The sequence below is a fragment of the Psychrobium sp. MM17-31 genome (assembly GCF_022347785.1).
GTDB lineage: Bacteria > Pseudomonadota > Gammaproteobacteria > Enterobacterales > Psychrobiaceae > Psychrobium.
In genome coordinates, this window is sequence record NZ_JAKRGA010000002.1 from 645,158 (window position 1) to 667,565 (window position 22,408).

At 45.1% G+C, this 22,408-nt stretch carries 20 protein-coding genes and 1 riboswitch; of the genes, 8 read left to right on the plus strand and 12 right to left on the minus strand.

All coding sequences use genetic code 11. The features are described from left to right. Positions 1 to 12: 12 nt before the first annotated feature. The 7 genes from MHM98_RS07380 to MHM98_RS07410 form a co-directional block, all read right to left on the minus strand. Positions 13 to 1,200: an acyltransferase gene (locus MHM98_RS07380; protein WP_239438618.1), complete on the minus strand. Its 1,188-nt coding sequence runs from the start codon at positions 1,198 to 1,200 to the stop codon at positions 13 to 15. Between the two features lie 79 nt (positions 1,201 to 1,279). Then, positions 1,280 to 1,741 carry a DoxX family protein gene (locus tag MHM98_RS07385; RefSeq protein WP_239438619.1) on the minus strand — a complete coding sequence of 154 codons (462 nt, stop codon included), beginning with the start codon at positions 1,739 to 1,741 and terminating at the stop codon, positions 1,280 to 1,282. A 33-nt stretch (positions 1,742 to 1,774) separates the two neighbouring features. Beyond that, positions 1,775 to 2,530, minus strand: a complete 756-nt coding sequence (locus tag MHM98_RS07390) for a putative DNA-binding domain-containing protein (RefSeq protein ID WP_239438620.1) — start codon at positions 2,528 to 2,530, stop codon at positions 1,775 to 1,777. Beyond that, positions 2,523 to 3,419, minus strand: a complete 897-nt coding sequence (locus MHM98_RS07395) for a DUF692 domain-containing protein (protein WP_239438621.1) — start codon at positions 3,417 to 3,419, stop codon at positions 2,523 to 2,525. Before MHM98_RS07395 ends, MHM98_RS07390 begins: the two co-directional genes overlap by 8 nt. 9 nt (positions 3,420 to 3,428) lie before the next feature. Next, positions 3,429 to 3,710, minus strand: coding sequence for a DUF2282 domain-containing protein (locus MHM98_RS07400; RefSeq protein WP_239438622.1), 282 nt, complete (start codon positions 3,708 to 3,710; stop codon positions 3,429 to 3,431). A 13-nt stretch (positions 3,711 to 3,723) separates the two neighbouring features. Next, positions 3,724 to 4,038, minus strand: a complete 315-nt coding sequence (locus MHM98_RS07405; protein WP_239438623.1) for a thioredoxin family protein — start codon at positions 4,036 to 4,038, stop codon at positions 3,724 to 3,726. Positions 4,039 to 4,056: 18 nt separating this feature from the next. After that, the gene (locus MHM98_RS07410; protein WP_239438624.1) at positions 4,057 to 4,542 is read right to left on the minus strand and encodes a YHS domain-containing (seleno)protein; all 486 of its coding nucleotides are present in this window, start codon (positions 4,540 to 4,542) and stop codon (positions 4,057 to 4,059) included. A gap of 158 nt (positions 4,543 to 4,700) precedes the next feature. On the opposite strand from MHM98_RS07410, the gene MHM98_RS07415 reads away from it, so the two are divergent. The 5 genes from MHM98_RS07415 to MHM98_RS07435 all read left to right on the plus strand — a co-directional run bounded on the left by MHM98_RS07415 (position 4,701) and on the right by MHM98_RS07435 (position 11,653). Continuing rightward, positions 4,701 to 5,519: an AraC family transcriptional regulator gene (locus tag MHM98_RS07415; RefSeq protein WP_239438625.1), complete on the plus strand. Its 819-nt coding sequence runs from the start codon at positions 4,701 to 4,703 to the stop codon at positions 5,517 to 5,519. A gap of 27 nt (positions 5,520 to 5,546) precedes the next feature. Further along, positions 5,547 to 6,491 carry an aldo/keto reductase gene (locus MHM98_RS07420; RefSeq protein WP_239438626.1) on the plus strand — a complete coding sequence of 315 codons (945 nt, stop codon included), beginning with the start codon at positions 5,547 to 5,549 and terminating at the stop codon, positions 6,489 to 6,491. Positions 6,492 to 6,799: 308 nt separating this feature from the next. Further along, the gene (locus MHM98_RS07425) at positions 6,800 to 8,182 is read left to right on the plus strand and encodes a PhoH family protein (protein ID WP_239438627.1); all 1,383 of its coding nucleotides are present in this window, start codon (positions 6,800 to 6,802) and stop codon (positions 8,180 to 8,182) included. A gap of 76 nt (positions 8,183 to 8,258) precedes the next feature. Beyond that, positions 8,259 to 8,334, plus strand: a riboswitch (cyclic di-GMP riboswitch). Between the two features lie 63 nt (positions 8,335 to 8,397). Beyond that, positions 8,398 to 10,275 (plus strand): DUF1800 domain-containing protein, encoded by a 1,878-nt coding sequence (locus MHM98_RS07430; protein ID WP_239438628.1) that lies wholly within the window; start codon positions 8,398 to 8,400, stop codon positions 10,273 to 10,275. A gap of 10 nt (positions 10,276 to 10,285) precedes the next feature. Further along, on the plus strand, positions 10,286 to 11,653 hold the full coding sequence (locus MHM98_RS07435) for a DUF1501 domain-containing protein (RefSeq protein ID WP_239438629.1): 1,368 nt from the start codon (positions 10,286 to 10,288) through the stop codon (positions 11,651 to 11,653). A 55-nt stretch (positions 11,654 to 11,708) separates the two neighbouring features. Here the strand turns inward: MHM98_RS07435 and MHM98_RS07440 are convergent, their stop codons facing one another. Beyond that, on the minus strand, positions 11,709 to 13,532 hold the full coding sequence (locus MHM98_RS07440) for a choice-of-anchor I family protein (RefSeq protein ID WP_239438630.1): 1,824 nt from the start codon (positions 13,530 to 13,532) through the stop codon (positions 11,709 to 11,711). 225 nt (positions 13,533 to 13,757) lie between these two features. Here MHM98_RS07440 and MHM98_RS07445 point away from each other — a divergent pair, with 225 nt between their 5' ends. From MHM98_RS07445 to MHM98_RS07455, 3 genes are all read left to right on the plus strand, one after another. Then, entirely contained in the window at positions 13,758 to 15,605 is a 1,848-nt protein-coding gene (locus tag MHM98_RS07445) for a fasciclin domain-containing protein (protein WP_239438631.1), read from the plus strand. Between the two features lie 274 nt (positions 15,606 to 15,879). After that, entirely contained in the window at positions 15,880 to 16,215 is a 336-nt protein-coding gene (locus tag MHM98_RS07450) for a hypothetical protein (protein WP_239438632.1), read from the plus strand. A 10-nt stretch (positions 16,216 to 16,225) separates the two neighbouring features. Further along, entirely contained in the window at positions 16,226 to 17,602 is a 1,377-nt protein-coding gene (locus tag MHM98_RS07455; RefSeq protein WP_239438633.1) for a class II fumarate hydratase, read from the plus strand. 64 nt (positions 17,603 to 17,666) lie between these two features. Here the strand turns inward: MHM98_RS07455 and ispH are convergent, their stop codons facing one another. The 4 genes from ispH to ileS are packed head-to-tail and all read right to left on the minus strand — an operon-like array spanning position 17,667 to position 22,381. Further along, on the minus strand, positions 17,667 to 18,602 hold the full coding sequence (gene ispH, locus MHM98_RS07460; protein WP_239438634.1) for a 4-hydroxy-3-methylbut-2-enyl diphosphate reductase: 936 nt from the start codon (positions 18,600 to 18,602) through the stop codon (positions 17,667 to 17,669). Then, positions 18,602 to 19,027, minus strand: coding sequence for an FKBP-type peptidyl-prolyl cis-trans isomerase (gene fkpB, locus MHM98_RS07465; RefSeq protein ID WP_239438635.1), 426 nt, complete (start codon positions 19,025 to 19,027; stop codon positions 18,602 to 18,604). The genes ispH and fkpB overlap by 1 nt, the downstream gene beginning before the upstream one ends. After that, a complete protein-coding gene (gene lspA, locus MHM98_RS07470) occupies positions 19,027 to 19,563 on the minus strand; it encodes a signal peptidase II (RefSeq protein ID WP_239438636.1) in 537 nt (178 codons plus the stop codon). The genes fkpB and lspA overlap by 1 nt, the downstream gene beginning before the upstream one ends. After that, the gene (gene ileS / locus MHM98_RS07475) at positions 19,556 to 22,381 is read right to left on the minus strand and encodes an isoleucine--tRNA ligase (RefSeq protein ID WP_239438637.1); all 2,826 of its coding nucleotides are present in this window, start codon (positions 22,379 to 22,381) and stop codon (positions 19,556 to 19,558) included. The genes lspA and ileS overlap by 8 nt, the downstream gene beginning before the upstream one ends. Positions 22,382 to 22,408: the final 27 nt, after the last annotated feature.

Below are 22,408 nucleotides of genomic sequence, written 5' to 3' on the forward strand. Positions count from 1 at the left end.
ACTTCTCTCCGGTTAGGGGCGGGCGCGAAACAAGACTCGCCCCGGCACTTCAATAAAACGAAAACTCAGCGCCGCGCTAATCAGCGTCAACGTTAGAAAACTTGCGGTATATAGCATGAGCAGGGGGATAGATAGCTGCTGTATCTCGAATGCAATAGCAAGCTCAGGTAATAAAAACCAATACAGCATGAAACACACACCATGCATCATATAAATAGAGTAAGAAATCTTACCAAGATACTGTAAAGCAGGTGTCATCAGCAGATGATAAAAATGAGATCTGTTGTAAACAGCAGTGAGAATTAGCAAACAGAATAAAGGAATAATCAGCAAATCATTGAGCCGCCAGTGCAGCACCGCTATAACAGCGACAAGGGTGATTAAAGCAATACGATTTAAACTCAGCGCTGATTGTGCAATTCCCCGTTGATAAAACACATATAAACAGGCACCGATAGAGAATTCAAATAAACAGCGCAGTAACCCGCGATCAAAGGTGATGTCTAGATTTTGCTTGTCGCTGCTATACATTAGCAGCGCTAAGGCAACAAAATTAACCATTGCCACTAACAGCGTTCGCAACGGATGTTTCAAATTGACGGTAAAAAACAGCATTATCGCTGCGATATAAACCCACCACTCAGCACCAATCGACCAAGCGACAATATTCCACGACAAGGTATCATGCACACCAACCGCATTAAGCATTAGCACATTGCTCAAAAAAGCCTGTTCATCAAAATAATTTACCCAACTGGCATCCATCACCTGTGGTAACAAGGCACCTACTACGCCCGCAAAAATAGCTAGCAGCACCAAGGTAAACAGATGTAGTGGATAAATTCGGAAGAAACGCGCTTTAAGATAACTGCTAATAGTTTGACGCGATAAGCGCTGCTCAAAACGCGCGCCATAAACATGCATTAAAACAAAGCCACTGAGAATAAAGAAGAAATCTACCCACAAATAGCCTTGAGTTAACAAACCAGAGAATTCTTTTGGCAACAAAGTGCCTAACTCACGGTAATAAACAATTACATCGATGTGAAACAACATCACCCAAATAGCAGCAACAGCGCGCAGTGCGGTCAGCGTCGAAAAATAAGACTGCACCGACGCAGCGTCACTTGGGGCTTCAACAGAAAATTGTGAGACAGTTGCCATTGAGATGATGCGACCTTGATGAATGATTGACCTCATTATTAATGAATCATCATCAAGGCGCTAGTGAGATGCATACGTATTCAGTGAGTGCGATCACTGAATACGAAAGCGTTTTTTAAGCTGTTTTTGCCAGTAGTTGCTTTTCTACAACGCGATCTAAGCTTAACTTACCGCCACTAAAAATCACCAATTGCGCTAATAATGTGCCCCATAAGACATGCTGAATGTAAGCCGCAGCCGCAATATCTTCGAGACTAATTACCACAACGATATTAACGAAAAACAAGCCTAATGCCGAGAAACGACTGGCAATGCCCGCAAACAGCAGAATAGGTAAAATCAACTCCGCCGCGGTGCCTAAATAAGCCGCGAGCTCATAAGGCAATAACGGCACTGCATATTCTTCCTCAAATAAAAACAAGGTAGTGTCCCAGTCATCGATTTTGGTCAACCCTGAGGCAAAGAATACCCAACCAACGTAAAATCGAGCCACCAGCAACGCCACTGGTTCGAGTAAACTCACTTTGCACGCAATGTCGCGATACAAATGTGATAAAGATACAAATAAATTTTTCATAATAGATTCCTAATTCTCGATGCTAAGCTGTGCCTAAACAACGTTAAGCCTTTGAATAACATTATTTTCAATCGCCCATAACAGCCAGTTTTCAAAAGAAAACTCCTGCGCTTCGGCCACTAAATCTAGCGCTTCCTCTAATGTTTGTTGCCGCAAAAGAGCGCTAACAAAAGTCACCTCACCATCATTAAGCGCCATGACTTTGGGCTGGAATTCAGGGCGATAGACTAGGCATACGTTCATCTGTGGCTGCTGTAATCGCTCTTTCGCTCGCCCAAAAGCAACCGCTCGTGATGATTCATCTTCCAAATGATGCGCGTTATAAATATCGACGATGGGAAACTCGCTAGCTAACAAGCTCACATTAGGATTGAATTCAACCTGCAATTGGCTTGGCTCGGTATCACCTAAACGCGCTAAAGAAGCACTTTCAACAGTTACATCATCGCCGTGCAAAGCCTGATGAACAGCCCAATCCAATGCTGCGCAATCTGCTAAATACGGAAAGTCTTCACTAAAGCGATGAATTTCTAAAAATCTAGCTAGTTCACCGCCCCATTGCCCCCAGTCACCTTGATTTGGTGACGAGTAACGTAAAAATTCAGCGACCATTTCATCGCTATCACCACCATCTAATAGCTCAAATAACGTTGGAAAAGTCACCGCTAAACCACGCTTAGCATTGGCAAGTAAATTACGACGATAAATTGCTATTCCCTCTTCGCTAAAGTCATGTGCTATCGCGGAATCATCCCAAATAGCAGACAGTAGTTGTTGCTGCTCATTCATAGCTGCCTCCTACCACAGGATTAACTTCTTTGTCCAAGACGCGATTAGCGATAGCGCGCGCTTTATCAGCCTCGCCAACCAATACCGACCATTCAGGTAAGTTGGTGTCCCATTCAACTAAGGTTGGTACATTGCCAAAGCGTTTTAACGCCAGTTCATATCCTCGCCAAACATCCCTCGTAACAGGACAAGCGTGATCGTCAATCACCATTCCTTGCTCTGGTATCGTCGCGCCCGCCAAATGGATTTGCGCCACACTATCGAGCGGTAATACATCGATATAATCATTAATCGAACCAACAACATCCCCCTGCTCAAAGTTGAGGCTATTAACGGCGATATTGTTGAGATCGAGTAATATCTTGGCATCTGTTTGCATGGCAACTTGCGCCAAAAACTCCGCCTCAGATAGATAACTTTCCGCGAACTGCACATAAGCCGAAACGTTTTCTATGACTAAGTGACGCCCCAAGAAATCTTGCACTCGCTCGATTTGCTCACAAATTACTTTCAGGTTTTGCCTCGTGTGCGCGATGGGTAGTAGGTCGCCGCTATGGATCAACTGCCCTTGTTGCTGTCCCCACGTAAAACACGCGTGTTCCGACATCAAGAATGGATCAATATCATTCATCAAACGCTTTAAACGATTTAAATAATCAACGGGAATGTTTTGGTGAGAGCCAAGTCCCATCGATGTCGAATGTAAACTCACTGGATAACGCTCTCTCACTTGGCGTAACACCGACAATGCTGCGCCGCCGTCAGAGAAGAAATTTTCGGAGTGGACTTCAACAAAGTCCACTGTCTTGTCAGAGGTTAAGATGTCGGCAAAGTGCGGATGCCTTAGGCCAACACCAACCAATACATCACTTTGCCACGTTGCCGACATAACTCGCTCCTAACCGTTCTTTTTCTTGTACAGCTTTTTAGCTTCTTTCTTAGATAAGCCACCTAACTCAGAACAGGTGCCTTTTTTCACTAATTTCCACTCGCCCTTGTCGTAATCGACATTTGATTGACCAGCACAAGAGTGAGTTCCAGCTAGGTTGGCACAATCATTTTGACCAGCTTTGGCAATGCCGTAACACTTTTCTTTTTTGCTGCCCGCTTCTGCTGGTGCAACTACACCTGAAGCGATTACCGCTGCTAATGCAGCACTTGCTAATAATTTATTACTCATGATGATGTCCTCATTAAGTTCGTTGATTTAGCCACTGCATTAACTGCTGTGGTGGTACGGCGCCTACTTGCTGCGCCATAATTTGATCATCTTTGACTAACATCAGCGTTGGTACACTGCGAATTCCGTATTCCGCCGCCGCTTGTGGCGACTGGTCAACATCGAGTCTGATGGTATTAAATCGGTCACTCATCATGCTCGCGACACCCTCAACTACAGGTTTCATTTGCTGACAAGGTCCACACCAAGAGGCGCTAAAGAACAAGAGTGAAAAACCGTCTTTCGACACAAAGTCATCTAAGTTTTCTGCTGATGTTAGTTGTTTCATGTGATCCGCCTTGATTGATTATTCAAATACTTTTTCGATTTGGTCAGCTGTTAGGCCTTTAATGCCATTCCAGTTGCCTTGTGCAGTTTCGATGTAGCCAGGAATGTCTGATGACCATTTCTTTTGTACTGCTTTGTTCAGGTTGAGGTATAACTTGCCATCGCGAACGTGCCATGCAGTTGGATCAGTATCGAATTTCTTGTTTAACGCCACGCCCATTGCACAGTAACCGCCGTATTGTGGCGCATATTTAGCAGGCTCAGCTTTAAATAAATCGCGGTTTTGCGCACTTGAGAAGTGATAGATAGCACCGTTGTATGCTGCTGTGAACTTATCAGAACCTTTAGTTGGTGCGCCTTTAGTGAAGTAAGAAACAGTATCATAACCTTTGATGGCTAAGTCATTAGCGTTAGCGTTAACTTCTACGTTTGCTGCGAAGCTCAGGCTGCTTGCTAATAATGTAGTAGAGGCAAGAGTTGCTTTAACTAGAGTTTTAAGTTTCATAATGTTGCTCCTAATAAAGAGGTTTAAGTTTGATTATTTGATAATTAAGTAAGGTTGCTTTCCTTGGTTGATAATATAGAGCTTCCAATTAGCCGAAAGGGATGACATAGTCCTAACTTTGAACCCAATCGTCCAAAAACGATAAAAAGAGGCAAAAAATGGATCAACTTTCCGTCATTCTTCAGCGCTTCTCGATGAGCACAGACGTTTTTTTCACGGGAAACCTTTGTGGCATAGCGAGCTTTAATCGCGAACCCAATCAAGGTCACTTACACTTATTACGCAGCGGTGCTTTAACCATTGTTGATGAACAAGGACAGTCACAGCTGATCGACCAGCCAACGGTATTGTATTTTCCAAAACCGCATGCTCATCGCATCATTGCCAGTGAAGAGCATCCACCACAATTGGTATGTGCCAATGTGGTTTACAACGACAACTCATCAAATCCGATTGCCGATGCCCTGCCATCACTATTGTGTTTCAGACTTACTGACTGTCAGAAAATGAATCAGACCGCCCATTGGTTGTTTGAAGAAGCCTTTGAGGAAAACTGCGGTAAGCAGCCGATGATCAATGCGTTAACCGATGTCTTTATCATCCACGTACTAAGGCATGTGATGCACAACGAGCTTATTCAACACGGCATGCTCGCTGGACTCGCCCATCCGCAATTATCGAAAGTGCTGTTGGCCATTCACGAAACACCAGACCACAGCTGGGGCCTAGAAGAAATGGCGGAACTAGCGCTAATGTCGCGCTCAAAATTTGCCGACTTGTTTAAGAAAGTCGTCGGTCAAAGTCCCGGTGATTATGTTATTGACTGGCGTATCACCGTTGCCAAGAGCTTACTGCTCCAAGATAAGCCAGTGGCATTAGTGGCTAACGCCGTCGGTTATGAAAATGGCTCAGCATTGGCGCGGGTATTTAGAAAAAAGCTAAATATGTCGCCTAAAGAATGGCTAGAGCTAAAATAAGAACAAATAGATAAAAAGAGATATCAAATGCATTTACAACAACACTTTCCACACATGGGCGCGATTGCCATGGGCTGCATGGGATTTGGCGGCGCTTGGGATGGCGATAATTACACTTCTGACGATGTAACAACCCTTGAGCGTGCGATAACGACGTGTTTAGAGCACGGCATTAACTTGTTCGATCACGCCGATATTTACAAACATGGCCGCAGTGAGCAAGCCTTTGGCGATGTGCTAAAACAATCACCGCATTTACGCGATGATCTAATTCTGCAAACCAAGTGTGGTATTCGCTTTGCCGATGAGAAAAACGTTGGCCGCTATGATTTTTCACAGCAGTGGATTACCCATAGCGTTGAGAACTCGCTGCGCCGACTCAACACCGACCACATAGATATTCTGTTGCTACACCGTCCGGATCCGTTAATGGAAGTCGACGAAATCGCATGCACTTTTGACGAGTTAAAACAAAGTGGCAAGGTAAAGCACTTTGGCGTATCCAACATGCATCCCTATCAAATTGACTACTTACAACGCGCCCTTGCTATGCCATTGGTGGCTAATCAGCTGGAAATGAGTCTGCTCAACAATAACTGGATTAATCAAGGCGTTGTCGCGGGTATGACTGACAATCCTCATTTTTCTGATGGCATTATAGAGCACAGTCAGCTCAATAATATTCAGCTACAAGCATGGGGCTGTCTGGCCCAAGGAAAATTCACAGGAAATGGCGATGCGAATCACGCCCATACCAGTGATTTAGTAGCGACATTAGCGCATGAATACAATGTCAGTCCTGAAGCTATCGTTATCGCGTGGCTAATGCGCCATCCCGCCAAAATTCAACCTGTGTTAGGCACAACTAATAGCGAACGCATAAAAGCCTGCGCCCAAGCAAAAGATATTAGCTTGTCACGCGAACATTGGTATCAACTGCTCGTTAGCGCCCGTGGTCAAGCTTTGCCTTAAGGCTACAACAAATAGCACTGTCACAAATAAGTCTCGCATCTGTCATAAAACTGTGGCTACAATAGAATTGTTAATGCCATAGCATAAAGAGAGATGTGTGATATCCCAATTTGCTAGCGTCAAATATCATCTACTTTCAATTCCTTATCGCGATAAGGCATTAACAACTCTGTCACTTCAAAAACTCCAACAACACTTCATTAAAAGCGTCTTTTCCAAAAGGACATTGTTTAACGCAACTGGCAGCACAGCTTCAAATTTAGGCAGTTTGTTTCATTTGCTGTCATAGTTTCCAAGAGGTTTTACGTATGAATGGTCACTGTGATAATAAAAATCCCCGCGTATTAGATACATCAGCACTAGTGCATGATCCCAAGAGCCTGCTCGCCTACGAGCAAGATATCTATATCTGTCTCACGGTTCTAGAAGAGCTCGACAATCTCAAAGAGAGGCGCGATAGGAGTGTTAGCGCCGACGCTCGCGTCGTTATCCGCATGCTAGACGACATTATCAACGGCCACAGCGCCGAAGAAATGGAAGCAGGCATCGAGCTACCTTGTAATGAAAGCGCCAAACGAGGCCGTTTATTTATCGGGATAGATACGCAGCTCGATCTCGCCAAGGAGCTTAAGAACGGGATTGGATCGAACGCCGACAATCACATCATTAACTATGCCCTGCATCTGCAAAAACAATTAGGCCAATCCGTCACCATAGTCTCTCGCGACATCAATATGCGCTTAAAAGCGCGCACTATTGGTGTTCATTCTGAAGATGTACAAATTGAGCACGACATTAGCGATGCCGATATGCTTTATACTGGCGTGCAAGCTTTCGAAGGTGACTTCTTTAATGCGCTGGATGAAAACTCTAAGCTCAAGGTCAATCACAACATCTACAAACTCGACCGTCATCTTTTTAACGACAGCGCCCAGCCCAACATGTATTGGTATGATGCCGAAGGCCATGTTGGAAGAATTTTAGAAGTGAGTGAAACATCCGTCGTTACTAAGCTATTTCTCAAAAGCCAAGAAAAAGTCTGGGGCATAGCGCCGAAAAACCTGCGCCAAGAAGTAGCACTGCGCCAAATGACTGATGACTCATTCGATCTCAATATCATCTTAGGGCCGGCAGGCTCAGGCAAAACCTTCCTCGCGGTGGCCGCTGCCCTGCATCAAGTGTTGGAAACCAAGCAATACAAAAAAATCGTTGTAGTACGCAGCCGTGATTTTATGGACGATGAACCGGGCTATCTACCCGGCGATCTCAAGGAAAAATCTCTGCCGTTACTCGCAGGTATTACCGACGCATTGGTTTCCATGCACAGTAACACCGAAGATGACCGCCAAACATCAGCGACGGTGGAGCACATCGTAGAGCGGGCGAATATCGAGTTTACCTCGATGGCCTATTTCCGCGGCCGCTCCCTCGATGATGCGGTTTTAATTATTGATGAAGCCCAGAACATGACCCGAGCGCAAATGAAAGGCATGTTATCGCGCGGCGGCCGTAACTGCCGCACCATAGTATTGGGCAATCTTGCACAAATCGACGATAGATTCGTCACTCCCGCAAGCTCAGGCGTGAGTGCCGCCGTTAACATCTATCGTCACTACGAGCGTGGCTCTGTGCTGATATTCGATGAAGTAGAACGTAGCAGTCTGGCGCAATTTACTGAACAGTATTTCTAGGCAGCGATGCTCAGACCAGTCGCCGAAATAGTGCCATCCGATTGACCACAATGTTCATCGCGTGGCACTATGAATTAGCTGATAATGGCACACCAATCGTGAGGTTGGGTCGCAAAGCTTCCGGTCTTGCAAAAGATAGCGGGGTTACCTAAAGCACTCGATCCCATTTCTGCCATATTAGCGTTTAGCAATAGTCCTAACTTTGTGAGAGCGCCATGTATAAAAACTCTTATCTCTCTTTAATTATCGCCGCACTCTTAAGTATCAGTATCACCGCTTGTGGTGGTGGCGGTGATAGTGAATCCCCTGAACCTCCGACACCGGTGCAGCCAGATGATAATCAAGGTAACGGCAGCCAAACAGGAACTGGCAATAATGGACAGACAGGAAATGGCCAAACTGGAAGTGGTACTACAGATCAAACAGGTACGACTCCAACACAAGATCTCGTTTATAGCGATCCCAAACAAGTGGCGAGGTTCTTAAATCAAGCGACCTTTGGCGCTAAGCAAGATGCGGTATCATCGCTGACCGGTCAAAGCCTATCTGAGTGGTATCAACAGCAGCTCACTCAAACACCTAGTTATTTAATGCCGGTGCTTGATGAGATGTCAGACAAAGCCATCGATCCTGACGAAACTCATCTCCTAGAGCTAGAAGCGACGACCATAGGTTTTTGGCGCAATGCAATTAGTAGCGACGATCAACTGCGACAGCGCGTTGCTTTTGCATTATCGCAAATATTAGTGGTTTCCAATGGCGGTGGCGAAGTTCTGACAGATATTCCAAGTGGCGTCACCTACTATCAAGATTTACTCATCAAACACGCCTTTGGAAACTATCGCGACATACTAGAAGCAGTAACCTATTCTCCAGCAATGGGCCAATACCTCACCTACCGCGGCAGTAAAAAAGGCGATCCCGAAACAGGAAGGATGCCCGATGAAAACTACGCCCGCGAATTATTACAACTATTTACTCTAGGCGTTGTTGAACTCAATACAGATGGTAGCCCGAAACTGGATAGCAATGGCCAACAAATAGAGACTTACTCCAATCAAGACATTACAGGTTTAGCCCGTGTTTTTACTGGTTTTAACCTCAACTCGACACTTGTGGAAGAATCTCTTGATAGCGCCTTTGCTGCCCTCATGAATATTTACCCTCGCTCTCATTCAGAACGCGAAAAATCTTTTCTTGGTACAACAATAGCTGCCAATACTGCAGGAGCAGAAAGCGTCACACAAGCATTGGATCATATCTTTGCTCATCCAAATCTAGCGCCATTTGTCACAAGCCAACTCATTCAGCGCTTAGTCACCAGCAATCCACAACCTGAATATGTAGCGCGTGTCAGCGAAGCCTTTAACAATGGTCAATACACACTTCCTAATGGCGATACTGTAGGCACTAAAGAACGTGGTGATTTAGCAGCAACCATCGCTGCAGTATTATTTGACGAGCACGCCAGAACATCGCAAGGCGATACTGACGGAAAAATCAGAGAGCCGCTATTACGACTAACTCATTGGGCACGGGCATTTAACGTTGCGCAGGTCACGCCAGAATTTCAGGAGATTTTATGGGATACCACTGGCCCATCAAGCCTGTCACAGCATCCTTATCGCTCGCCTTCGGTATTTAACTTTTACCGTCCCGGGTATATCGCCCCCGGCACCAAAACTGGTGAGCAAGGATTAAAAGCCCCTGAAATGCAAATCATCAACGCTAGCTCAGTGGCGGGGTACACAAATTTACTCACTTATTTTGTGTTCCTCGACGATGAACAATTCGACACTGTCGACGTTAAACAGTTTTTTATCGATGAAAATATCAATATTGATACATCACAAGCGAAAGATAGTTTTATTGCCAATTATTCGGCAGAACTAGCACTTGCTAACGATATTGAAGCGCTACTTAATCATCTTGATTTACTGCTCACTAACGGTGCCCTCAGCGCGCAAACTCGAGCGCATATTGTCGACCTACTTAATGAAGTTGACAGCGACGATGACGATGGGAAATTGTATCGCGTAAGATTAGCGATAGTGCTGATAATGACTTCTCCCGATTATTTAATTCAACAATAGGGGCCAGATTATGACTTTAGATCGCCGTGCATTTTTAAAAGCTTCTTCAGCCACGCTGGCCTGTGCCTCATTGGGTGGCATGACGTCATTACTCACCAGTATCAAAGCCCACGCTAGACAATCAAGTGATTACAAAGCACTGGTGTGTTTGTTTCTCTATGGCGGCATGGATAATCATGACACTGTTATTCCATATGATGCCGACAGTTATCAGCAATGGGCAACAATCCGCAGCGATATCATTTCCCAGCAATTGGCGCCAAGAACGAGAGACACTTTGCTCCCTCTAACGCCCCTAAATTCAGCGCAATTCGGCAACCGTCAATTTGCTCTACCCGCTGAATTCAAGCATCTGCATCGACTGTTTGAAGAAGGCAATGCCGCCATTATCGGTAATGTCGGCCCATTAATTGAAACAGCAAACGCCACTTCGTTTAACGAAGAAAGCGTAAAATTACCGCCACGACTATTTTCACACAACGATCAACAGGCCACTTGGATGTCTGGCACCACTGAAGGAGCGCAATACGGTTGGGCGGGCCTCTATTCAGACGCAATTACTCAATCGAATAACACCTTTGCCAACATCACAACCTCAGGCGGTGAATTGTTATTAACGGGAAGAAACACCTCTCCTTACATTATTTCAGGCGGCAAAGCGCTCGGATTGGATGTTATCGATGAAGCCGACGACGAGCTAAAAGCTACGTTAGCGAAACACTTTAACGCTGACTACTTTCATGGCAATGGCCTACTTGCTCAAGACATGAAAACTAAAATTAGTCAGTCTTTTACGGCCAACAATCAATACAACGAAGCAACAGCAGATGCTCCCAACATTGCGACTCAGTTTCCATCAACAAGATTGGGCAAGCAACTAGAAACAGTGGCCAAAACAATCGCCGCTAGAGACAGCCTCGGAAACAATAGACAAGTATTTACCATCGCATTAGGCAGCTTTGATACCCACTCTGAGCAGGCAAGAACATTACCACGGCTCCAACAGCAGATAGACACCAGCATTGCTGCTTTTTATCAAGCGATTACGGAAATGGGGTTGCAAAATAATATCACGCTATTTAGCGCAGCAGACTTTGGCCGCACCCTTGCAACCAATGGCGATGGTACTGATCACGGCTGGGGCGCTCATCACTTTGTCGTCGGCGGCGCCGTTGCAGGACGTCAAATTTACGGAGATATTCCAGAATCAACACTAGGCCATGCGCTTGATGCGGGTAGCGGACGATTAATTCCAACCCAATCTGTCGATCAATACGCCGCAGCTCTTGGCCAGTGGTTTGGGGTTGAACAAGATGAACTAAACGCCATTTTTCCTAATCTCAATCAACTAGGGCAACCACCTAAGTTATTCGGATAATAAAAAACGCCGCTTCATTTGAAGCGGCGTTTTTATTTCTGCTCAGACATTCTGATTATTCTTGGGTGATTTCCCAAACGCTTACTGAGCCAGAAATTTCATTACCAACAACTAAGCGCGCCGGCGTATCGTCTGTTGCAGGAATAAAAGTCATGCCTTCTGGTGCTAAATCACCAGTGATATCACTGCCTTCCGATGTGCCACGGTTAATAAAGTAATCTTTAAACTGCACGTCAAATGGATTGGTGATGTCATATACCATAATCCCTGCCATGCGCTCTAAGCCTACGAATGCATAATGACGATCGTCAACCATGCCTAAAGCTAAAGCTTCTGGCTCAGCGCCTTTGGCGTCAGAGCGGGTATCGCCTTTATTTTCATCTTCGTCATTGTTAAACGCTTCGCCGTGAATTGCTGCAGTAATGCGGCCTACGTCGTCACCAGAGTCGAACACCAAGTTGCCGTTACCATCCCAAATTGAGAATGAGCGAGCGCCATAGGTGTATAACTTGTCAAAATCACCATCATTGTCAGTATCACCTTTTGCATTTGATACTTTAAGACGGCCGATATCATCATCGTCGTTATTTACGTGGCTAAAGGCGTCGGCATCTAAGGTTAAGTCTTCAGCACGCACTTCATCGGTATAAGACAAACAGCCGTCTTTATCATCGAAGTCTAAACCACCAGCAGCTAGACAGCTTGCTTCGTCATCGGCGTCAAAGAAGTATTCACGGCCATCACCTTCATTAGCACTGACGATAAAGTTAGCGCCTTTCCAATCGTAGCTCGCAATGGTATCTGGCTGATACATCCCATAGAGGTTTTCATAGCGCTGAAAATTAATACCACTGTCTTTGTCAGATGCATCAATGGCCAATTCTGCCCACGACTTAACGCCAAGCCCTTGCACCTTAACGATCTCTTTCTTAGTCAAATCTACAATCGCAATAGCGTTGTTTTCTTGCAGCGAAACATAAGCGGTTTTGCTATCTTTGCTCACCGCAACGTATTCAGGCTCTAAATCCATCGCCACCGTGGTTGCAATAACTTGTCCTTTAATTGTTCGACCTTTAGGATTTGGGAACATAGCCCCTTGCGCTTCAAGCGTTGCTTGTTTGTCGTTATAGCTCGCAAAGCCTAAATCATTCGCCGTTGCCGCCACTTCACCATTAGTGATATCGATAATCGAAATGCTGCCTACAGGATCTGTTAAGTAATCACCACTTGGCTCACCTTCGTTGGCAACTACAACTTGCTTACTATCCGGTGTGAAGGTCACCATATCCGGCAGATAGCCTACTTCTACGTTTTTCACAAATGAAGGCGTCGCACCTGAAATATCATAAAACGCAATATGCCCTTTCGCGCCTTTGCTATCAGCTGCCATAGCAACTGCTAGCATATTAAGCTCGTTTGAAATCGCAATCGAATTAGCATCGCCAGCCGTATTAGCGGATAGATCAATCTGCATTACTGTTGTCATATTAGTGTTGGTAATAACACCTTCATCATCTGCACTTAGCGAGCTAGCATCGGCATTTTTTAAATCTAACACATCGACCGTGGCTTTATCACCAGAACTATTGACGGCAAACACATAACCAGTTGATTGTTGATATTGAACGATTTCAGCTGCGCCTTCTGGCGATTGGGCATTAAGCACGGCACGTGCTACTAAGGTTGCTTTAATTGAGGTAACAGCATCTTTGCCATCGCTACCTGCCGTCCCCTGTTGACCTTGAGAGCCCTGCTCGCCTTGAGGACCTTGTGCACCAGCCGCGCCGCTTACTCCATCTTTACCATCATCGCCACTGCACGCAGATAATGTACCTGCAATTAGCGCCGCTAACGTTAGTTTTTTAAAAGTTTTGTCCATCACAATCACTCATCATTGTTTTAAAAATCAACTAACGATAGAGGGTAAAAATGACAGTTTGGTGGCAGAAATATAGTGAAAACGTGATGCTTTGGTGACAGTAAAACATCCAGACTATTGAAAATCTGAATGGTACGACATGTAATGGAAATGTTAAGAATATTGATCCAGTTAACAGTCTGCCCCGTAGTTTGAAATGCGACTAACAAACTCTAAGGTTTTATTATGACTATTAAAAGGATCAACACGACTATTGTAGCACTGCTATTTTCCTTCGTCATCACTGGCTGTAGCGGCGATGATGATAAGGACGAACCAGTGCCTCAAGCCACTACCATTGTTGACGTTGCCACCAGCAATGGAAACTTTACAACACTAGTTCAAGCCCTCAAAACAGCAGGATTAGACGAAACCCTATCCGATACCAGCAAGAAATTCACCGTATTTGCCCCAACCGATGATGCTTTTGCACTTCTTGGCACTGACGCCATCAACGCGTTACTGGCGGACAAAGATCAACTGACATCAGTATTGACTTATCACGTGCTCGGCGGCGAAGTAAAAGCGGCAGCCGCGATTAGTTCTGCAGGTAGCCGCATAGATACAGTTAACGGTGCCAAACTTGGTCTATCTCTCGCTGGCGAATCGCTATTAGTTAATACGGTAACTGTAACATCGACGGACATCATGGCAGACAACGGCGTCATTCATGTTATTGACGCCGTACTCATGCCACCAGCGGTAGCTAACAGCCCAACTAATAACATTGTTGATACGGCAGTAGCAGCGGGCAGCTTCACCACATTAGTAACCGCACTGCAAGCAACTGGCCTTGACGACTTACTAAGCGACGATAACCAAAAGTTCACCGTATTTGCACCAACAGATGCTGCCTTTGCGATGATTGACGCCGCTGTTTTAGATAGATTGTTAGAAAATCCAGATCACTTGGCGGCAATCTTAAAGCAGCATGTTATTGCTAGCGAAGTTGACTCAACGTTAGCCTATAGCCTCAATGGTAAAGCGGCGACAACAGCTGCAACCACAGATGATGGTAATGTCACCATTCCAGTAGCAATCGATAGCACAAAAGATACTTTGACTTTCGGTGGTGCGACTGTTGTCACTAAAGACATTCATACAACTAACGGCATCATTCACGTCATCGACATGGTCGTTATTGCCGATGCAACTATTCCACCAGCCTATGGCAATATCGCCGAAGTTGCCATCGCTAATGGTTCGTTTAAAACTTTAGTGGCGGGCCTTACGGCAGCTGATTTAGTCACCACAATCTCAGACGCAGACAGTGCTTTTACAGTTTTTGCACCAACAGATGCAGCCTTTGCCAAACTCAATTTGACAGTCGATAACATCGCTGATTTAGATAATCTAAAAGAAATCTTGCTGTATCATGTACTTACATCAGAGGTTAAGCAAGATGCAGCGGTAACCCTTGCGCAATCAGACATGAACACAACGATGAGTGCCAACACTGCTAAAAATAAACTGGCATTATCAAAACCTGCTGACGATCTTTACGTCAACAATGCCAAAGTCACGCTAGCTAATGCCTTTGCTGACAATGGCGTTATTCACGTGATAGATACCGTATTGTTGCCACCAGCAGATCCTGCTACATCTCGCTCTGATAGCACAATCGCACAAATCGCCGTTGCCAATGACGATTTAGAGACGCTAGTCACTGCGTTAACTGCTGCAAATCTTGTTACTGCGCTGTCTGATGAGAATGCAACATTCACAGTCTTCGCGCCAACCGATGCCGCTTTTGCTGCCTTACCAGATGGCGTACTAACTGGTCTGTTAGCCGATGTACCAGCGTTAACCGATGTATTAGAGTTGCACGTTATTAAAGATGCAGAAGTCGATTCAGTAACCGCAATGAGTCTCAACGGCAAGTCTGCCGCGACGCTTGGCGGTGAAAACATTGCTATTGCAATAAAAGACGGGGCGCTAACTGTCGGCGGCGCTAAAGTTACCGTCAAAGATGTTTATGCTAAGAATGGCGTTATCCACATTATTGACGCGGTAATAACTCAGGCCGCGCAATAGCTATCGATAAGTAAAGCTATCGATAAGTAAAACCATCGAAATAACTTTGCCCCAGTTTTAATGCTGGGGCAAACTATCTAATTCGAAAACTTTTTACTTCTTATTTTCTAATCCCCGTCATTAAAATTACATTGTTCCCTATCCATGAAGCTCCATCGAGTTCGATAGTTAAGCTCTCTAACTTCAATATCTACATCCCAAAAATCACCAAGCTTGATAACGATAATGATTTTCATTAACATAGTGTGATTTTATTATTTGTCAGTCGCATTTTATGAGTCACACCACAACGTTAAATCAATTGCGCAACACCATTCGTCATGGCTTAGAGCCTGAGCAACCGCAACTTTTTCAGCTGTGGTTTAGCATCGAAGATGAACACATAGAAAATACACAAGTTGACGCGTGGCACGCCAATATCAATCAGTTTCAGCTGCTACTCGACACCTTTGCCGATGTGATTATTCCTTCGCAATGGCGCTGGCAATGTCTCGATCATATTCAACGACCACTCATTAGACTCTCTCGCTTAGTGAGTAATGCCAATCAACAGCAACAATTAAAACAGTTACTCACCGAACTACGAGTGACTAGTCACTACTTTAAATAAAGGAAACCTCATGGAATACAGAATCGAAAAAGACAGCATGGGCGAACTCAACGTACCAGCCAATGCTCTTTACAGCGCTCAAACACAACGCGCTATCAACAACTTCCCTATTAGCGGCCAAGGTATGCCTAAGTCATTCATTACCGCATTGCTGCAAGCCAAAGCGGCCTGTGCGCTTGCCAATAGCGAGCTAGAGCAAATTCCAGCTGACATGAGTAAAGCGATTTGCGACAGTGTCGATGAGTTATTAAACGATGAAAACTTCATGCAACACTTCCCTGTTGATGTCTTCCAAACTGGCTCTGGTACCAGCTCAAACATGAATGCGAATGAAGTGTTAGCTAACCTTGCTACGCAAAAACTTGGCTCAGAAGTTAATCCAAACGATCACATCAACTACGGTCAAAGCTCTAACGACATCATCCCAAGCAGCATTCACATCAGCGCAGCCTGTCAGATCCAAGATAAACTATTACCAGCGCTAACTTACTTGAGCAATGCCATCAAAGAAAAAGCCGAAGCTGTGGATCATCACGTGAAAACTGGTCGCACCCATTTAATGGATGCCATGCCTGTGCGTTTAAGCCAAAGCCTCTATAGCTGGCAGGCTCAAATCGAGCTGAGCATTAGCAACTTAAGCCAAGTTCACGAAAAACTATGTCACCTGGCTCAAGGCGGTACAGCGGTGGGCACAGGCATCAATGCGCATCCTGATTTTTCTCAAAAATTTAGCGAGCAACTAAGCAAGCGTACTGGTATTAGTTTTAAACCAGCTGACAACCTGTTTAGCCACATCGGCACGCAAGACACCGCCGTAGCGGCCTCTGGTCAGCTAAAAACCTGTGCCGTATCACTCATGAAAATTGCTAACGATTTACGCTGGATGAACTCAGGTCCACTGGCGGGTCTTGGTGAAATTGAACTAGAAGCACTGCAACCAGGCAGCTCAATCATGCCGGGCAAAGTAAACCCTGTCATTCCAGAGGCTACAGCCATGGTTGCTGCACAGGTGATTGGCAATGACACAACTATCACAGTGGCTGGTCAATCGGGTAACTTCGAGCTAAACGTAATGCTACCTATAGTTGCGCGTAACTTACTTGAAAGTATCGAGCTAACTAGCAACAGCGCCGTGTTATTGGCTGATAAAGCCATCACTACCTTCAAAGTAAACGAAGCTAACTTGCAAACTGCGCTTTCGCGTAATCCGATTTTGGTTACTGCTTTGAACCCAATTATCGGCTACCTAAAAGCAGCTGAAATAGCTAAGAAAGCCTACAAAGAAGGTCGTCCTGTTATCGATGTAGCGGCAGAAGAAACGGAGCTTAGTGTCGAAGAGCTTAAAAAGTTATTAGACCCACGTAAACTGACTACAGGTGGTTTGTAGTTTTAAACCTAAAACAAAAAACGGCGCTAAATAGCGCCGTTTTTTATTTGATGTGAGATTGCGATTAACGCAGTTCTACTGGTACTGCGAACACAGTATCTTCAACGATACCAGGATTCTCTACGACTTCACCATCGGTTAGTTCAACCAGTTTTTCAATCACTTGGTTGACTAAAATCTCAGGCGCAGAAGCACCAGCGGTAACACCAACAGCTTTGACGCCATCTAACCAACTGGCATCGATGCCATCGCTGTTATCGATAAGATAAGCAGTGGTGCCGTTTTTCTCAGCTAGTTCGCGCAGGCGGTTTGAGTTAGAGCTGTTTTTAGAACCAACTACTAATAACAAATCAACCTTGGCTGAGATGTCTTTTACCGCATCTTGGCGGTTTTGCGTTGCGTAACAAATATCGTCTTTACGCGGACCTTCGATTTCAGGAAAGCGTTCGCGCAGCGCGTCGATGATGTTTTTAGTATCATCAACCGACAAGGTGGTTTGCGTTACATAGCTTAGGTTACTCTCGTCATTGACCACTAGGTTGGCAACGTCTTCGACCGTTTCCACCAAATACATGGCGCCGTCTTCATTTGAATACTGGCCCATAGTACCAATGACTTCAGGGTGTCCTTTGTGACCGATAAGTACACATTCAGTGGTGCGGCGGCTTGAACGGGCAACTTCCATATGAACTTTAGTCACTAATGGACAAGTAGCGTCAAAGACGCGTAAATCGCGGCGTTTTGCTTCTTGACGCACCGCTTGTGAAACACCGTGAGCACTAAAGATAACCGTTGAGTCATCTGGCACTTGATGGAGCTCTTCTACAAATACTGCACCGCGTTCACGCAAGCCATCTACAACATATTTGTTGTGTACCACTTCGTGGCGCACGTAAATTGGGGCATCAAACAAATCGAGCGCGCGTTCAACAATGGTGATTGCGCGGTCTACGCCAGCACAGAAACCACGTGGATTAGCGCGAAGTATTTGTACGCTCATTACTCGTTAACCTCAATTATTTCAACGGCAAAGGTAATAGTTTGACCAGCTAGCGGATGGTTAAAGTCGATCGTGACTGAGTCGCCAACCACTTCGCGAACAACGCCAGGGATCTGTGCGCCATTTTGCTGATCGAACATGATAATAGCACCAACTTCTAACTCTGACTCGCTAAACTTGCTGCGATCCATATGGTAGATATTATCAGGATTATTTTCGCCAAACGCGTCCTTCGCAAATAAGGTAAATTCCTTTTCATCACCTGCTTTTAAACCCATTAAGTTAGACTCAAATGCCGGTGACAAACTGCCATCACCCATGCGCAACTTAGCTGGTTTATTATTTACCTTGGTGCTGTCAGCAGCAGAGCCGTCTTCTAGCTTCATGGTAACGTGAAAGATAATTTCGCTTGTTTGTGTAATCATTAGTTTGACTCTTTGCTCGCTGCTTCTTCATCTTTATTGATGAAGGCATCGAAGATAATTAAAAACGCGCCACAACAAATGGCGATATCGGCAACGTTAAACACAGGCCAGTGATAGTTTTCGTAATAGAGATGCAGAAAATCCACCACGAAACCATAACTAAGGCGATCAATTAAATTGCCAATAGCACCTGAAATCACCAAGGCATAAGCGATGTTTAACATGCGCTTAGATTTATGTAATCCGCGCATCCAATAAATGAGTAAGCCACTCACACCAACTGCAATCACGGTAAAGAACCAGCGTTGCCAGCCACCAGCTTCACTTAAAAAGCTAAAGGCTGCGCCGCGGTTTTGGGCGTAAGTAAAATTAAAAAATGGCAATACATCTACTGATTCGTGCAGCTTAAAGTTAGCCAGTACATAAAGTTTAGTGGCTTGATCTGCCACTAAACCCGCAACTGCTAACCACAGCCACATGATGCCACTTTGCGCTAATGCTGGTTTGGCATTAGCAGCCTGAGCTGAATTAGGCATATGTACGCTCTTCGCCTTCGCCGTCAACGTTGGTAATACAACGGCCACAAAGTAGTGGATGCTCTTCGCTTTGGCCCACTTCTTCGCGGTGGTGCCAACAACGGTCACACTTCTCGCCACTTGACGCTTCAACTAATACTTTAAGACCTTCAACTTCAGTCTCAACTGCATTATCGGCAGCAGTGCCAGTTTCAATAGTCACGTTCGACGTAATTAATACGAAACGTAATTCACTAGCGATCTTATTTAAGTTCGCTGCTAGCTCATCACTTACATACAGGGTAACGTTGGCCGCTAAACTGCCACCGATAACCTCGTCACGACGCGCTTGCTCCATCGCTTTATTCACGGCATCGCGAACTTCTTGGATTTGATTCCAGAACTCACCGTTAAACTCTTCGTTGTCATTTAACGCCGTTAAGCCTTCATACCACTCAGCGGTGAATACAAACTCTTCTTCGTTGTTTGGTAGTGCTTTCCAAATCTCATCAGCAGTGAAGCTTAAGATTGGTGCAATCCAGCGTACTAGTGCTTGCGCAATGTGGTACATCGCTGTTTGACAGCTGCGACGTGGCAGGCCATCAGCTTTGGCAGTGTACTGTCTGTCTTTGATGATATCTAAGTAGAAGCTACCTAGTTCAATAGAACAGAAATGCGTTAGCTTTTGTACTACAGTGTGGAATTGGTAGTTCTCATAAGCTTCAACGATTTCTTGTTGAACTTGATGCGCACGACCAACGATGTAGCGATCTAACGCCACTAAATCTTCATTTGCAACGATGTCATCTTTGCCATCGAAACCGTTAAGGTTTGATAGTAAGAAACGCGCAGTGTTACGAATACGGCGATAAGCATCGGCGCTGCGATCTAAGATCTCATCAGAAACGGTCATTTCAGCAGTGTAGTTAGCAGAAGCAACCCATAAACGCAGAATGTCAGCACCTAAGCGGTTAACCACTTGCTGTGGTGACATCACGTTACCTAATGACTTAGACATCTTCTTACCTTCACCATCAACGGTAAAGCCGTGAGTAAGTACTTGCTTGTATGGCGCCTTGCCATTCATAGCTACAGAAGTCATTAGTGATGATTGGAACCAACCGCGGTGTTGGTCACTACCTTCAAGGTATAAATCAGCAGGGCCAGATAACTCTTCGCGTGCGTCAACCACACAAGCGTGAGTTACACCAGAGTCAAACCATACGTCTAAGGTATCAGTCACCTTAACGTATTGCTCGCCGCCTTCGCCTAGGAACTCGCTTGGCTCGATATCAAACCACGCTTGAATACCCTCTTTTTCAATTAGCTGAGCAACTTGCTCTAATAGCTCAGAGGTATTCGGATGCAGTTCGTTCGTATCTTTATTGATAAATACAGTTAGTGGTACACCCCAAGTACGCTGACGTGATACACACCAGTCTGGACGACCTTCAACCATGTTTTCGATACGTTGTTGGCCCCAATCAGGGATCCATTGTGTCTTTTCAATTTCGCCCATTGCTTGGCTGCGCAAACCATTTTTGTCCATGCTAATAAACCACTGCGGCGTAGCACGGAAGATGATCGGCGTTTTGTGTCTCCAACAATGCGGGTAGCTGTGAACTAGCGGCTGATGATTAAGTAGCGCGCCCTTTTCAGTTAACACTTCAACGATAGCATCGTTAGCTTTAAAGACGTGTTGACCTTCAAACAACGGTGTACCTTCTAAATACACACCATTTGCGCCTACTGGGTTAGCTACTTCGATATCGTATTTGTTACCAACCACGTAATCTTCTTGACCGTGGCCAGGTGCGGTGTGAACGATACCCGTACCAGAATCAGTAGTAACGTGGTCGCCTAAAATTACTGGCACATCGAAATCGTAGAATGGGTGGTTAAAGCGTACTAATTCAAGCGCACTACCAGCACACTCGCCAAGTACACTGTAGTTTTCAACACCGTAACGCTCCATCGCGCTATCCATTAACTCACGAGCCAAGATCAGACGCTCTTTGGCGCCATCTTTCTCTAGCTGAATTAATACATATTCAACACTCTCATGCATTGACAACGCGCGGTTAGCAGGCAATGTCCAAGGAGTTGTTGTCCAGATAACTGTAGAAATAGTACCTTCGCCACCGTTTGCTGCGTCGATGCCCATTTTCTCTAGAATTTGTGCTTCATCTACCGCGTTAAAACGCACGTCGATTGCTGGTGATTTTTTGTCTTCGTATTCAACTTCCGCTTCGGCTAGTGACGAACCACAATCTAAACACCAGTGAACTGGCTTAGCGCCTTGCTGCAGGTGACCATTGTCGATGATCTTACCCATAGAGCGTACGATGTTAGCTTCGAAATCAAAGTTCATCGTTTGATAAGGATTTTGCCAATCACCTAACACACCTAAACGGATAAAGTCTTTGCGTTGACCATCAACTTGACGCTGTGCGTAAGCACGACATTTCTTACGAAATTCAGCTTCAGAGATCTTTTGACCCGGCTTACCGTGTTTTTTCTCTACTTGTAGTTCAATTGGCAGACCGTGACAATCCCAACCAGGAATGTATGGCGCATCATAGCCAGCGATAGTTTTTGACTTAATAATGAAGTCTTTAAGAATTTTATTTACTGAGTGACCAATGTGAATATCACCGTTGGCGTATGGAGGGCCATCATGTAAAACAAAGCTCTTGCGCCCTTTGCGAGCCGCACGAATTTTGCCGTAAAGATCCGCTTTGTCCCATGCTTTAAGCATCATTGGCTCGCGGTTTGCCAAGTTAGCCTTCATAGAAAATGAAGTTTTTGGCAGGTTTAAGGTCTTTTTGTAATCACTCATTATTACTCACGCCTATAACAGGTCAAT